The sequence below is a fragment of the Sutterella faecalis genome, from assembly GCF_006337085.1.
GTDB classification, from domain to species: domain Bacteria; phylum Pseudomonadota; class Gammaproteobacteria; order Burkholderiales; family Burkholderiaceae_F; genus Sutterella; species Sutterella faecalis.
Genome location: NZ_CP040882.1, coordinates 1,423,545 through 1,436,700, shown reverse-complemented (window position 1 = coordinate 1,436,700; position 13,156 = coordinate 1,423,545). Strand labels below are relative to the sequence as shown.

Genomic DNA, 13,156 nt, shown 5'->3' with positions numbered 1-13,156 from the left:
TAGAATCGAAAGTTCATTGTCTGACCACAGATGGCGGCGAAGATGCCGCCCGATCGGAGCAACATACATGTCGCTGAATGACCCCCGGTGGGGCCGCGGTTCCGACGAGCCGCAGGATAAGCAGGAAGGCCGTCAGAACGGCCAGGATAAGGATGAACGTCAGGATGGGAGCCGCGACGATCGCGCTCCCGGCAACGATGACCGTCGTGCTGACGGACGCGATTCCCGCGGTCAGAACGATCGCGATCGCAATCCCGAGGGCGGTCGTCGTGAAGAGGATCTGGATCGTCTCTGGGGAGAGTTTTCGGACCTCATCAATTCCATCATGAATCCGGGCGGACAGAAGCGCGACAAGAAGGATCCGAGAAGTCAGCTGAAGAGCCGCGACGATTTTTCCCGCGATGATGAGGATGAGAATGCGTCCGGCCGTTATCCGAGAAATGATGCGCCCCGTGCCAATCCGGCGCCCGAGATGCGCGAAGCGCCCCGGAATGACGGAAACGGCGGCGGAAGAGGCGAGGGGCCGCAGGGCTTCATGAGCCGCGTTCCGCGCGCGCCGCGCCAGCTCTCCTTCAATACCGGGAACTTCGGTCTCGGCATTCTCGCGCTCTGCGTCGTTGTCGGCTGGGCTGCGAGCGGCTTCTACATTGTTCCGGAAGGTCAGACGGGCGTCGTTACGACGTTCGGCCGCTATGCGAAGTCGACCGGTCCGGGCTTCAACTGGCATATGCCCGCACCCATTCAGGATGTCGAGCTCGTCGACGTGAGCAGCGTGCGCACGACGCAGATCGGCATGCGCGGCTCGAGCGATCGTCTGCGCGAGGCGCTCATGCTCACTGACGACGAAAACATCGTCGACGTCCAGTTCAACGTCCAGTACCGCATCAAGTCGGGCGAGGGCGCCAAGGAATTCCTCTTTAATTCCCGTTCGCCCGACGTGTCGGTGACGCAGGCGGCTGAATCCGCGATGCGCGAAGTGGTCGGCAGAAAGACCATGGACAGCGTCCTTTTTGAGTCGAAGGCGGAAATTGCTGAGGCCGTGAGAAAGTCCATGCAGACGATGCTTGACCGCTACGGCACCGGCATTGAAGTGATGAGCGTTGCCATTCAGAACGCGCAGCCGCCCGAACAGGTGCAGGCCGCCTTCAACGACGCCGTCAAGGCCGGTCAGGACCGCGAGCGCGCGATCAACCTGGGCGAAGCCTACATGAACGCCGTTCTTCCGAAGGCGCAGGGTACGGCCGCGCGCTTGAAGGAAGAGGCTGAGGGCTATAAGGCCCGCGTGACCGAAATGGCGCGAGGCGATGCGGACCGCTTCTCCTCGGTCTTCAATGAATACAAGAAGGCTCCGGAAGTGACGCGCGACCGCATCTACGTCGACACGATGCGCGAGATTTACGGGAACGTTTCGAAGATCTACGTCGACCAGAAGAGCGGCTCGAATCTCCTCTATCTCCCGCTTGACAAGATCGTTGAAGCGACGAAGAAGGACGCGAGAACCGCGGCCGACAAGGCCGCCGATGCGGCGACCCTCGCCACGATGGGCGCATCGGGGAGCTCGACCAGCGCGCCAGCGCCGGCCTCCCGATCGGACTACGCCGGGGCTTCGTACCAGACTGAAGACGATCCGCGCGCCATGATCCGCTCCCGCACCCGTTAAGACCTATTCGCCCAAGAGCATTTTGAAATGAGAAAACTTTCCTCACTGATCGTCGGCCTTCTTGTCGTTCTCGGCATCGGGCAGATGTGCATCTATACGGTAGGCGAGCGCGAGTATGCGATGGTCTTTGCGCTCGGCGAACTGAAGCATGTCGTTGACGAACCCGGCATTCACTTCAAGCTTCCGCCGCCCCTGCAGAACGTGGTCTACCTCGACAAGCGCCTCCTAACGCTCGACACCTCCGGCGCGGACCTTGTCCAGACGAGCGAGAAGAAGAACCTCATGATCGATACGTTCGTGAAGTGGCGCATCGGCAATCCTCGTCTTTACTGGGTTTCCTTCCAGGGAAGCGAGCGCGCCGCCTCCGACCGTCTTGCCGCACTGCTTCGCGACGTGCTCAACATTGCCGTCAATAAGCGCACGGTGAATCAGATCACGTCTTCCGAGCGCGAAAAGGCGATGTCTGAAATTTCCGAGCTCCTCCAGGCCCGCGTGAAGGATGTCGGCATCGACATCGTCGACGTGCGCATGAAGCGCGTCGACTTCACGCCTGAAATTTCCGAATCCGTCTACAGCCGCATGGAGGCAGAACGCAAGCGCGTCGCTTCCGAAGAGCGCAGCAAGGGCGCTGCTCAGGCCGAGCGCATCCGCGCGAGCGCGGACCGTCAGAGCGAGGTGATTCTTGCTGAAGCCTATCGCGATGCGCAGAAGACGAAGGGCGAGGGCGACGGCGAAGCTGCGAGGATTTATGCCGAAGCCTTCGGCGCAGATCCTGAATTCGCCCGCTTCTATCGTTCTCTTGAAGCCTATCGTTCGAGCTTCAGCCAGAAGTCGGACGTCATGGTGGTCGATCCTTCCGCGGACTTCTTCACCTATCTGAAGAAGGAAAAGGCTGAGGCCGCCAAATGAGCGGCTGGGAAGTCCTCGGCCTCGCCCTCGGGTGGGTGATGATCTTTGAGGGCATTACGCCTCTCATCGCTCCCGCCCGCTGGCGACGGATGATCGAAGAGCTTTCGCATGCGCCCGATTCCGCGTTGAGAGGTGCGGCGGGCGTGATCGTCGCCGTGGGCCTCATCATTGTCTGGACCTTCCTCGGGAGCGTTCCGGCACCCTGATGGTCGGGCGAAGTGCTCACCAGGCCTGCTTAGAGGCAGAAGTCCGGCGGCGCCGGACTTCCCGATTTCGTTGGGAATCGTCGCGCGCGCATGTCTGTGCTATCGTGACGGTTGCGTTGCGGGGACTCTTCTTCCCGCGTTTTTCACCTGTTTCCAGGGTCCGTCATCGTGAAGGGAGGGTTTCCTGCCTTTTCGCGGACAGCTGCGGACCCGGACTAAAACCAGACCAAGAGTTTCTCTAAAGGTATACAAATGGGCAAGAATGTTGTCGTGATCGGCGCTCAGTGGGGCGACGAAGGCAAGGGCAAGATTGTCGACTGGCTTACCGAACGCGCTGCAGGCGTCGTCCGCTTCAACGGCGGCCATAATGCCGGCCATACGCTTGTCATCAATGGCAAGAAGACGATTCTGCGCCTCATCCCGTCGGGCATCATGCACGCCACGAGCACCTGCTACATCGGCAACGGCGTGGTCTTCTCGCCCGAAGCGTTTTTCCGCGAAGTGGATGAATTGAATGCCGTGGGCGTTCCCAATGTTGAGAAGCGCCTGCGCGTTTCCGGCAACTGCCCGCTCATCATGCCGTATCACATTGCGCTCGATCATGCGCGCGAAGCGGCTCTCGGCAGCAAGAAGATCGGCACCACGGGCCGCGGCATCGGCCCTGCCTATGAAGACAAAATCGCCCGCCGCACGGTGCGCGTTGCCGACCTCTATCACCCCGAGCGCTTTGCTGAAATCGTTCGCGCCGTGATGAAGCTCCACAACTTCGTGCTTGAGAAGTTCCTGGGCGCTGAGCCCCTTGATCCGGAAAAGGTGATTGCTGATACGCTCGCCTATGCCGAACGTCTGCGCCCGATGGTGACTGACGTTTCCGAAGTCCTCCACGAGGAAATGGACGCCGGCAAGCGCTTCCTCTTTGAGGGCGCTCAGGGCTCGATGCTCGACATCGACCACGGCACCTATCCGTACGTCACCTCGTCCAACACCGTTGCGGGCTCTGCCTGCGCCGGCGCCGGCGTCGGTCCCGAGAAGCTCAACTACGTCCTCGGCATCACGAAGGCCTACTGCACCCGCGTGGGCGAAGGTCCCTTCCCGACGGAACTCAATGACGCCCAGGGCGAAGCGCTTCGCCAGAAGGGCAATGAATTCGGCGCCGTGACGGGGCGTCCGCGCCGCTGCGGCTGGTTTGACGGTGCGGCGCTTCGTCGTGCGGTCCAGATCAACGGCATCACGGGCCTTGCCGTGATGAAGCTCGACGTGCTCGACGGCCTCGAAACGATTCGCTTGGGCGTCGGCTACCGCTATGAAGGAAAGACCCTCAAGGTCATGCCTTCTGGCGCGGATGCGGTTGCGAAGTGCGAGCCGATCTATGAAGAGTTCCCCGGCTGGAAGGAAAGCACCTTCGGCGTCAAGGAATGGGATCAGCTTCCTGAATCCGCTCGTCAGTACCTCACGCGCCTCTCTGAAGTCGCGGGCGCTCCGATCGCGCTCGTCTCCACGGGCCCTGACCGCGAACAGACCATTCTTCACACGGATCCGTTCGCCGACTAAAATGGCGCGCTGAATCCCAAACGCTGCGGGCGGCCGGGTCATCCTTGCCGCCCGCCGTTTTTATTTCTTTGCCCTCATTTCTTCTTTTGCTTTCGAGACTCCCCCATGTCCGACATTACCTACAGCTGGGACGAGTACATTCGTCTCAATGAGAAGCTCGTCTACAAAGTTGCCAAGAGCGGCTGGCAGTTCGACTGCCTCCTCTGCCTTTCCCGCGGCGGGATGCGCCCGGGCGACTTCTTCAGCCGCGTTTTCAGCAAGCCCCTCGCCATTCTGGCGACGAGCTCCTACCGTGAAGCCAAAGGCACCGTTCAGAGCACGCTTGACATCGCGGAATGCATGACCGGCCTTTCGACCCTGAAGGGCAAGGTTCTTCTTGTTGATGACATGGTCGACTCGGGCAAGACCATTAAGGAAGTCATCGAGCACCTTAAGAAGCGCTATCCGGAAATCACCGAAATCCGCGTGGCGGTGCTCTGGTGGAAGGCCCATTCGATCCTGAAGCCCGACTGGCACGTCGACTACCTCGAGGACAATCCCTGGATTCACCAGCCTTTCGAGTGCTACGACGATCTCGGGCCCGAGAAGATGATCGAACGCGTCGAGGCTGAAGAAGCCCGGACGGCCTGATCGCGTCGGTTTCCAAAGGACTCAAAAATCGTGATGAGTAAAGGGCTTCCTCACCCTCTATCATGAAAGATGAGGAAGCCCTCGGCGCGCGACCTGTCTGCGTACGTTTTTTTGGTAACGTTTCTGACGCTTGCCGTCAAAAAATTGCAGCGGAACTTTCGCACCCTATATTGCTCTGTTCGCTGGCTTGAACGCTGGTGACTAGGCGTGTGGAAAAATGAGCGTAGCTTCCGGGTGGTTGCTGCGTCTACCTGTTTCTCCAACATCTTCGTGGTTGCCAGGGCTTCCTCGAACCCCAATCATTTCTTAATGGAGGGGCTATGAGTAAGTCTAACCGTACCGATACGCCATTGCGAGCTGCCCGTGCGCAGATCAGTAATCCCGAAATTACTGTTCACGCGATGTACCGCTCGGCAATAGGCATTGACGTTCATCTCAACCTACTCGTCTGCTGCCATCAGAAGCAGGTTGCAGGTCATCGTGAACAATCTGAGAGCCGGGATTTCAATACCGACCGCGCAAGCATCGATGCTTTCGCCGCCTGGTGCCGTGAATGCAATCCCGACATCATCCTTATGGAATCAACCGGGTCATTGTGGCAGAGCCCGTACGAAGCCCTCGAGAGAGCCGGCTTCACTTCTGAGCAGCTGGCTCTGATCAATGCCCGCGACGCCAAAGCGGCAGCCGGCCGCAAAACAGACCGCAAGGACGCATCACGTCTGGCGTCTCTTGCCCGAACGGGAAACTTCAAAAAATCCTTCGTGCCGGAGAAGGCCTTTCGTCTGCAGCGCGTCATTTCACGTGATCTGCAGAAGAACAGGAATGACATTTCCCGAACTTCCAATCGTTTCGGCAAGTCTCTGAATCTCACCGGATGCCGGCCTACAACGGTATTCAGCGACATCCGCGGAGGCAAAGCTGCCAGCCATCATCCTGATGGCCAAGCTCAGAGATGATCCGCACTTGTTTGATGTCATCAAGCAAAACAGCCGCCGGCTGCGGGCAAGCCCTGAACAGATCATGCAGGCGCTCGACTTCGAAATCGAGCCAATGATGAAGGAGCAGATTCTGGCGCTCCGGAAAAAGATCGATCAGCTCGAGGAGTACGACCGAAGCACTTTCGAAAGGCTCCGCCAGCTTCAGGCTCCCTACGAGAAGGACATCCAGCTGCTCATTACCATAACGGGAATTCAGGAACGCTCGGCCCGCATGATTTACGCCGAACTCTGTCCGGATTTGAAGGAGCATTTCCCGACGTCAGAGCAGTTCGCTTCCTGGCTCGGCATTTGCCCGGGGGACAACACATCTGCCGGCAAACAGAAAAGTGGAAAATGCCCGAAAGGGAACAAACACCTGAGGCGCACGCTGATTGAAGCCGCCAGAGGACTTGCGGTCGGCGGTACCGCTGCGCTGAAGGAAAAATTCCAGGTGCTCAAGATGCGGCGCGGCTACAGGCGTGCCATGGTCGCCTTCGCACACCTGCTTGCCCGCATCATTTATTCCGTTCTCACTCATCAGAAAGGCTTTGAGCCTTACTTGTCAACGGCGTTTCGGGACGCCTTGATTGAACGAGCGAAGAACGGCGTAAAGCAGTTGCTGAAACTCAAAGGTACGAAATACGTGATCGCTGACGGCCTGGTTGTGGGTAACTGGACTATAGGTAGAGCGGGCTGAAATACTTTCGGGGAAACTTGAGGTCGTTCCCATTCAGGAGGATCTCATGATCAGTCCCAACTGGCGCAGGGCATACGACGCCTGGAAGGCAACCGGCCTTACCCGCATTGACTTCCATAAGACCCGCTTCAAATGTTTCTTCCCCGACGAGACGCCTTGTCTTACTACGCTTTATCGAAAGTTCAAGGAGATTGAGCGTCTTTTGGAGTCTGCAGCGGCTGAACGTTCGGCTGCTTCGCAGATCGGCACCGTGGCCGTGGCTACCCTTCCCGCTGTGACGCCGCGCAAGGTCGCGACTAAAGTCGGACGCAATATCCCGGTTAAACGGATTTCCCATCCCTCCGGCCTTGTGGCACGGGAGGTACGGCTGATTCTGCCAAACGGGTCATTGCTCGAGTTTAGATCTGAATCTCCCGAGCTTATGGCAATCGGGATGATGCAGGCGGCAGGAGTGCGGACATGATCATTGATTTCGCCTCGCGCAAAACGACGCTCGTCGCCACGCCGGTTGACGGCCGCAACGGCCTTTCCACCCTGACGTTCATGGCTGAATCGCTCCTCGGCATTCCTGTTGCCGAAGGCAATGACTACGTTGTCTTCGTCTCCCGCAACCGCAAGGTCTGCAAGATCGTCTTCTGGGATGAGCATGGGGCATGCATGGTAGTTCGGCGCCTGAATTCGGGCAGGTTTGCAAAGTTCCTGATGCGGGCTTCCGGACCTGCTGCGGCACCCATTACGCCTGAGGAACTGATGGCTTACCTCGATGGAGAAAATCTGCAGGTTGAGAGACAAGGGATGCTCAAAAATTGATGTAAATCAATTGGTTGAGTTCGTTTTTAGACAACAGTGAAAAGTGAAAATGCGACGCATTCAATATCATGCAGAGTGTGCGGGAAGCGCCGCTCAGTGAGTCTGCAAAGGAGTGCGGAAGGCAAAAAGACCTCCGGAATACTGATGCTCTCAGAACGCTTATAAATGGCCGTTTAAGCTACTGCCAGTAGGGAAAGAGAGTTTTTTACAGGATCGGAAAACGGGTAAAATTACCCCTGTTCCAACACCGATTCCCCCTGTATTCCATGTCCGTCGATCTCTCTGCTCTTCCCCGCGAAAAACTGATTGCCCTGCTGCAGGAATCCCGGCAGCAGGCTGAGGCTGCTGAGAGAAAAGCAGAGACAGCGGAGCGTAAGGCTCAGTCGGCAGAGCGCAAGGCCGAAGAAGCCGAAAAAGCGGCATCTGCAGCGAAGGCTTATGCCAAAGAGACGGAAATTCGGCTGGATCTCTCCGAGAAGAAGTACGCCGCGGCTGCGGCCTTTCTTATGGAAGTCGCCCCGCTGATTCACGGCATGCGCCTTGACGTGGAGCGCAATCTGAGTCTGGATCCGCAGGCCAATCTGAAGCTCTGGGATGATCTCCTGAAGTGCGTGCAGAAGCTCGTAGCCGAAGCGCGCAATGCGGAGACGTTCCGCGAACTCGCCTTCGGAAAGGGCGGGGAAAAGCTCACGCCTGAACTCGCGGAAGTCAAAAAGAACCAGGGAAGCATCCAGGCGGACATCAAAGCCATTCAGCAGGGCATTCGGCAGGCGCAGAAGGCTCAGGCGGCCATTACCGCGCTGCAGGACGAGCAGGACAAGGCTTTTGCGAATGAGAAGCCGGAAGCGAAGTCCGGCGAAGAAGCCGAAGAGACCGTCACTCCGCAGGCGCTCATGACAAAGATCACTCTGGCACGGCAGCCTCAGAAGACTGAGGAGCCGGCTAAGCCTGAGAACGAAAAGAAGACGGCCGAAAAAGCCTCTGATGAAGAAAAGGAGGAGGAAGCGGCTGACGAGAAGGTGCGCGGACGGCAGAAATCCAAAAGCGACCTTCCGGAAGTGCTCCGCACCCCGGGAAAAGGCGCTTCGGACAGCTGCCCGCACTGCAGCGGCAGGCTCAAAAACCTCGGAGAACAGGTGGCGAAGCTTGTTGCGGTTACTCAGGCCGTGCAGGATCGCTTTGAAAGACAGCAGAATCAGATCGAACTTCAGTATTGCGAGAAGTGCCGCACCGTGCACCCCGTATTCCCGGAGCACATGCAGTTTCCCGTGAAGCCGGAGCGCACCGTCTCCATGAACTGCCTTGCCGAAGCCGTGAAGCTGCTCAACAACGGCCTGCCGATCAACCGGCTTGAGAACATGATGTTCAGCCGCCTGAAGCTCGGCTCGAACACGCTCTTTGAGAATCTCTACGCCTGGGCGGATATCTACCTCAGGCCGCTGATGGAGCACATCGTCGGAAACTGCGGCGACCGCGTGTTTCTGGCCGATGAAACCCGATACGACATTCTGGAAAGCGAAGGCCGCGGCGCTTACGCGGACAAGACGAAGACAAGCTCGCAGACCTACGTCTTTACCGTGGGAACCCAAACGGACAGTCCGACGCCCTTCATCTGGTTTTCCACGCTCGGCTCCAGAAGAGCCGAGGATATCGGCAAGCGCCTTGAGTCGCTGAAGGGCCGGATGGATGCCATCGTCGTCGACGGCTATGCCGGATACGATGCTCTGGCGGAAACGGTACTCAAGGGAGTGCTCAGGCAGAGTTGTCTCGTGCATGCCCGTCGTGAAGCCTATGAAGCCGTTACGTGCAAGCAGTACCTCTCGGAACTCGAGAAGCTCACGCCGGAAGAACGCGCCGAGCGGATCGGGAAGCGCGCGCTTGATGCGGCTCCGGAAGCACAGATGCTCTCCATCCTGAGCGGCATTCAGCTTATTTTCCAGTACGAAAAGGAAGTTGCAGAACGCCTTGAGGACGAGACCGCCGAAGAGCATGAGGCACGCATTCAGAAGCATCGCGAAACTTACTCAAAGCCGGTGCTTGATGCCGTGGACAAGCTTTACGCAGGTCTGGCAGAAAAGCTGGCGCTGGAGAAAAACGGAAAATTCTCGAAGAAATTTAATTCGCGGATGGCCGAAGCCGTCGTCTACTGGATGAACCGGCGTGAAAGCCTGAAGCAGTTTTTGAAGGACGGCCGCATCCCCCTCGAAACGAACACGGTGGAGCGGGCCATCCGGCCGGTTGCGATTCTGCGCAAGAACCAGAACTTTATGCAGACCGTGGAAGGGGCGGATGCAGTGGCAACCTGCATCTCGATGGCGGAGACGGCGAAGCTGAACGACATCGACCTCGAAAAGTGGCTGAACGCATATAGCGCGGCCGCATTCCGGCATGCCTATGCAAAGGGCTGGACGAAGGCCTACCGGGAAGGCAAGGACCCGTACAAGAAGATCCAGAAGTGGGACATGAAAGCGCTGCTCGAAGACTTCGACCTGACGCCGTGGCTCCCCTGGGAGTGGAAGAAGCATCAGTCGGCAGACTGAAGGCTATTCTGAGCTATGCCTCAAGCCGCCGGCCTCGGCGGCTGCCGGCGCTGAATAAAAAGCATCCCGCTTACGCGGGATTTTTATACCCATAGTCCAGATACGGTTGTGGAGACGAAAACGGGTGCGATCCTAGGCGCAGTCGTCAGCAGTTAGCGTAGCTTCAGCAGCCTGAGAAGCAGCAGATACCATGCTGGACGTTCTTGTGAGAACGCCCGCAGGGAAGGTCGCGCGCCGAGGGCTTCCTATCTTTCGTGGAAAAAACGGCGAGGCGTGGAATTTCCGCTTCGCCGTTTTTTTCGTTTCCGGATCAGTGCGGTCCGGGTATATCTCTTCTCATCTCCTCAGGACATTTGCATTCATACCATCATTTGATACATACATGATGGTATGGATGATGGTATCGATACCATCATGATCGTATCAATGATGGTATGAATGATGGTATGGATGCGCTTCGGAAACACATGAATCCAATAAAAACAATAATCTGCAATTAAACTGAATCAATCATACATACATGTATGCATGATTGATAAAACACACCGCTGCAGACTTTCCCGCAGGAGCTTCAGGAATCGTTTTCGAGCGGCTCCACCGAGAGTGCGATCCGAGAACCGATGGCGTTGAGCGCCATGTTGAGGGTATCGATTTTCGTCGCGTGCTCGAGCCGGTAGATGCGGTGCACTTCCTGAGGCTTCATGTTGAGGCGCCGCGCGAGTTCGGCCGGGTACATGCCGACCTCCTCGGACCGGGCAATGAAGAGAAGCTTCGCGGCCAGTGAAGGCGGAATCTGCGCGATGCCTTCGCCCTTATGCGCCCGCTCCGTCCGGGGGGGATTCTTCTCATGGATGCGCTTTACGAGCGCCCGGGCAAGCTGATCCGGGGCCGTCCGGACGCCGTCTTCCGCCGTTTCGGCGGTAAAGTCCGCTTCCCTCAGGTCGGGAAAGCGGAAGCGATAGCCTTCGGGACGGCGTTCAATGCGGTAGCGGTAGATAAGCGGAATCTGAGTCATTTAGGAGGAGCATAAAGCGAAGCGGGAGACGCTTCTATTCTGCCTTGACCCGGGAAAATTCGGAAATCCAAAAATTCGTGCGAGCTTAGGCGCACGGGGAGTGGAAGGAGAAATCGGCCTCTGCTATTCTCCGCTCCGCTCAGCAAAACAACCGATTTTCCTTCGGGCTAGACAAAATGACGACTGCAACCCTCAATCATATTGCCGGTGCTCTCGCCGGCATGGTGCTCGGCGATGCCCTGGGTGTTCCGGGCGAACTCTGGCCGCGCGAAAAGGTGCGCGCTCGCTTCGGACACATCGACCGCTTTATCGACGGCCCTGAAGACAACATCGTCGCCTGCTACTTTAAGGCCGGCCACTATACGGACGATTCCGCTCAGGCCTTCGTGATTCTGAAGGCTCTTCTCAAGGCTGGGACCGTGCCCGAGGCGAAGGTTCTCGCTGACGACCTGCTCGACTGGGTTCGTTCGATGAACGGGTTCGAAATCAATCTGCTCGGGCCTTCTTCCAAAGCATCGCTCCTTGCCTGGAGCAAGGGGGAGGATCCGAAGCCCGTCACGAAGCTTTCGCTTACGAACGGCGCCGCCATGAGGATTGCCCCCGTGGGCTGCCTCATCGATTTTTCTGAGCATGATCTTCTTGCCCGCACGGTGGCGGGCGTGAGCTCCGTCACGCACTCGACCGACGTGGCCATTTCCGGCGCCGCCATGGTCGCTCAGGCCGTGGCGAGCGGAATTGCCGGCAGAACCTGGGACGAAATCAGCGCCGACATGAAGGCGATTCACCCGATCGCGATGAGGCTCGGCGAACCCACCTGGGCCGCCAATATTCTTTCCCGCCTTGAGGTCTTCGAGCGCGTGATGCTTCCGAAGCGCAATGAAGTCGACGATGAAGCGGCGAGCCGCTTCATTTACGACGTGATCGGCACGGGCACGATGACGAGCGAATCCGTCACGGCAGCCATCTGCATTGCGCTCTGGTGCCGGGATCCCTGGCGTGCGGCAGTGCTTGCCGCCAATATGGGTGGCGATACCGACACGATCGGCTCGATGGCCGCTGCCATCTGCGGCGCGAAGACGGGGCTTGACGCCTTCCCGGCAGAGCGCATTGCCGAGCTCGAGCGCATCAACAGCCTCGATTTCCGCGGTCTCGCTCAGGAGATTCTTGACGGCCGCAGCCGATTTTCCTACTGATTGAAGAGAGGAGACTTGCATGCGAGGCATTACGAAGCTCCTCGACTCACTCACGCCCGAAAAGCGTCTTCTCATCATCGGGAGCGCCTTTGTCGACGTGATCGTTCATGTGCCGCGTCTTCCGCTCTCGGGCGAAGACGTTGAGGGCACGAGCCGGCAGCAGCTCGTCGGCGGCTGCGCCTACAACGCTGCCGACGTGCTTTATAAGCTCGGGCTCCCCTTTGAGCCTCTGATCCCGGTGGGCGAAGGCATGATTGCCGATCGCGTGCGCGAGAGCTTCCGCGTGCGCGGGTATCCGCTGCGCATTTATCCCGACCTCGGGGACAACGGCTGGTGCCTTTCCTTTGTGGAGCCTTCAGGCGAAAGAACCTTCATTTCCATGTCGGGGATTGAAAAGTGCTTCCGCCCGTCCTGGCTTCAGGCCGTGACGCCTGAGGAGCAGGATCTTTTCTATCTCTCGGGCTACCAGGCGGATGCCCGCAACGAAGCGTTCATTGCCGAGCTTCTTGCGAGAAAGCGCCCCGATGCGAAGATTCTTTTCGATCCGGGTCCCTGCGCAGGGCGCATCCCTGAGCGCATGATGGCCGATATTCTCTGCGCCAATACGATTCTCAAGGTGAATGCCGCCGAAGCGCAGATTTTGGCGCCCTGCGCCTCTGCAGAAGACGCGGCGCGCGAGCTCTCCCGCATGACGGGCGGCGCCGTGGTCGTCACCGACGGCGCGCATGGCGCCATCACGGCCGAAGACGGGAAAACGGTCCGCGTGCCGGGCTTCCCGACGCGCGTGATCGATACCATTGGTTCGGGCGACGCGCACGCGGGCGGCATTCTGGCCGGCCTCATGAGCGGCTTTTCTCTTCCCGAAGCGGTCCTTCTCGGCAACGCCGTGGCAAGCTGGGTGACGGCGCAGGAAGGGGCCGCCACGGCTCCGGACCTTCGGACGCTGCAGGCGCTCCATTCGAAGTAAA

General features: G+C 58.5%; 13 protein-coding genes. 12 read left to right on the top strand and 1 reads right to left on the bottom strand.

Features of this window, described 5'->3' with window-relative positions:
- Positions 1–67 precede the first annotated feature (67 nt).
- From hflK to FG381_RS05735, 10 genes are all read left to right on the top strand, one after another.
- Complete coding sequence (gene hflK, locus FG381_RS05780) at positions 68–1,660, top strand: FtsH protease activity modulator HflK (RefSeq protein ID WP_139687943.1); 1,593 nt, start codon at positions 68–70, stop codon at positions 1,658–1,660.
- A 27-nt stretch (positions 1,661–1,687) separates the two neighbouring features.
- Positions 1,688–2,569 carry a protease modulator HflC gene (gene hflC, locus FG381_RS05775; protein WP_139687942.1) on the top strand — a complete coding sequence of 294 codons (882 nt, stop codon included), beginning with the start codon at positions 1,688–1,690 and terminating at the stop codon, positions 2,567–2,569.
- Positions 2,566–2,775 carry a DUF2065 domain-containing protein gene (locus FG381_RS05770; RefSeq protein ID WP_139687941.1) on the top strand — a complete coding sequence of 70 codons (210 nt, stop codon included), beginning with the start codon at positions 2,566–2,568 and terminating at the stop codon, positions 2,773–2,775. Before hflC ends, FG381_RS05770 begins: the two co-directional genes overlap by 4 nt.
- Positions 2,776–3,027: 252 nt before the next feature.
- Positions 3,028–4,326, top strand: a complete 1,299-nt coding sequence (locus tag FG381_RS05765) for an adenylosuccinate synthase (RefSeq protein WP_139687940.1) — start codon at positions 3,028–3,030, stop codon at positions 4,324–4,326.
- Positions 4,327–4,431: 105 nt separating this feature from the next.
- Positions 4,432–4,956 (top strand): phosphoribosyltransferase, encoded by a 525-nt coding sequence (locus FG381_RS05760; RefSeq protein WP_139687939.1) that lies wholly within the window; start codon positions 4,432–4,434, stop codon positions 4,954–4,956.
- A 320-nt stretch (positions 4,957–5,276) separates the two neighbouring features.
- Complete coding sequence (locus FG381_RS05755; protein WP_139687938.1) at positions 5,277–5,912, top strand: IS110 family transposase; 636 nt, start codon at positions 5,277–5,279, stop codon at positions 5,910–5,912.
- Positions 5,893–6,630, top strand: a complete 738-nt coding sequence (locus FG381_RS05750; protein ID WP_139687937.1) for a transposase — start codon at positions 5,893–5,895, stop codon at positions 6,628–6,630. Before FG381_RS05755 ends, FG381_RS05750 begins: the two co-directional genes overlap by 20 nt.
- A 46-nt stretch (positions 6,631–6,676) precedes the next feature.
- Entirely contained in the window at positions 6,677–7,093 is a 417-nt protein-coding gene (locus FG381_RS05745) for a hypothetical protein (protein WP_139687006.1), read from the top strand.
- Positions 7,090–7,440: an IS66 family insertion sequence element accessory protein TnpB gene (gene tnpB, locus FG381_RS05740; RefSeq protein ID WP_139687005.1), complete on the top strand. Its 351-nt coding sequence runs from the start codon at positions 7,090–7,092 to the stop codon at positions 7,438–7,440. The genes FG381_RS05745 and tnpB overlap by 4 nt, the downstream gene beginning before the upstream one ends.
- A 266-nt stretch (positions 7,441–7,706) precedes the next feature.
- Positions 7,707–9,980 carry an IS66 family transposase gene (locus FG381_RS05735; RefSeq protein ID WP_139687004.1) on the top strand — a complete coding sequence of 758 codons (2,274 nt, stop codon included), beginning with the start codon at positions 7,707–7,709 and terminating at the stop codon, positions 9,978–9,980.
- Between the two features lie 571 nt (positions 9,981–10,551).
- Here the strand turns inward: FG381_RS05735 and FG381_RS05730 are convergent.
- Positions 10,552–10,995, bottom strand: coding sequence for a type II toxin-antitoxin system HicB family antitoxin (locus tag FG381_RS05730; RefSeq protein ID WP_139687936.1), 444 nt, complete (start codon positions 10,993–10,995; stop codon positions 10,552–10,554).
- 176 nt (positions 10,996–11,171) lie between these two features.
- Between FG381_RS05730 and FG381_RS05725 the strand changes: the two genes are divergently transcribed.
- Positions 11,172–12,188, top strand: coding sequence for an ADP-ribosylglycohydrolase family protein (locus tag FG381_RS05725; RefSeq protein ID WP_139687935.1), 1,017 nt, complete (start codon positions 11,172–11,174; stop codon positions 12,186–12,188).
- A gap of 19 nt (positions 12,189–12,207) precedes the next feature.
- On the top strand, positions 12,208–13,155 hold the full coding sequence (locus FG381_RS05720; protein WP_139687934.1) for a PfkB family carbohydrate kinase: 948 nt from the start codon (positions 12,208–12,210) through the stop codon (positions 13,153–13,155).
- Position 13,156: the final 1 nt, after the last annotated feature.

Excerpts from the sequence above, each read along its gene's own strand:
- FG381_RS05735 (WP_139687004.1), top strand. The coding sequence starts at position 7,707 with ATGTCCGTCGATCTCTCTGCTCTTCCCCGCGAAAAACTGATTGCCCTG.
- FG381_RS05760 (WP_139687939.1), top strand. The coding sequence starts at position 4,432 with ATGTCCGACATTACCTACAGCTGGGACGAGTACATTCGTCTCAATGAG.
- FG381_RS05725 (WP_139687935.1), top strand. The coding sequence starts at position 11,172 with ATGACGACTGCAACCCTCAATCATATTGCCGGTGCTCTCGCCGGCATG.
- FG381_RS05745 (WP_139687006.1), top strand. The coding sequence starts at position 6,677 with ATGATCAGTCCCAACTGGCGCAGGGCATACGACGCCTGGAAGGCAACC.
- FG381_RS05770 (WP_139687941.1), top strand. The coding sequence starts at position 2,566 with ATGAGCGGCTGGGAAGTCCTCGGCCTCGCCCTCGGGTGGGTGATGATC.
- hflK (WP_139687943.1), top strand. The coding sequence starts at position 68 with ATGTCGCTGAATGACCCCCGGTGGGGCCGCGGTTCCGACGAGCCGCAG.
- tnpB (WP_139687005.1), top strand. The coding sequence starts at position 7,090 with ATGATCATTGATTTCGCCTCGCGCAAAACGACGCTCGTCGCCACGCCG.
- FG381_RS05755 (WP_139687938.1), top strand. The coding sequence starts at position 5,277 with ATGAGTAAGTCTAACCGTACCGATACGCCATTGCGAGCTGCCCGTGCG.
- FG381_RS05750 (WP_139687937.1), top strand. The coding sequence starts at position 5,893 with ATGGCCAAGCTCAGAGATGATCCGCACTTGTTTGATGTCATCAAGCAA.
- hflC (WP_139687942.1), top strand. The coding sequence starts at position 1,688 with ATGAGAAAACTTTCCTCACTGATCGTCGGCCTTCTTGTCGTTCTCGGC.
- FG381_RS05730 (WP_139687936.1), bottom strand. The coding sequence starts at position 10,995 with ATGACTCAGATTCCGCTTATCTACCGCTACCGCATTGAACGCCGTCCC.
- FG381_RS05765 (WP_139687940.1), top strand. The coding sequence starts at position 3,028 with ATGGGCAAGAATGTTGTCGTGATCGGCGCTCAGTGGGGCGACGAAGGC.
- FG381_RS05720 (WP_139687934.1), top strand. The coding sequence starts at position 12,208 with ATGCGAGGCATTACGAAGCTCCTCGACTCACTCACGCCCGAAAAGCGT.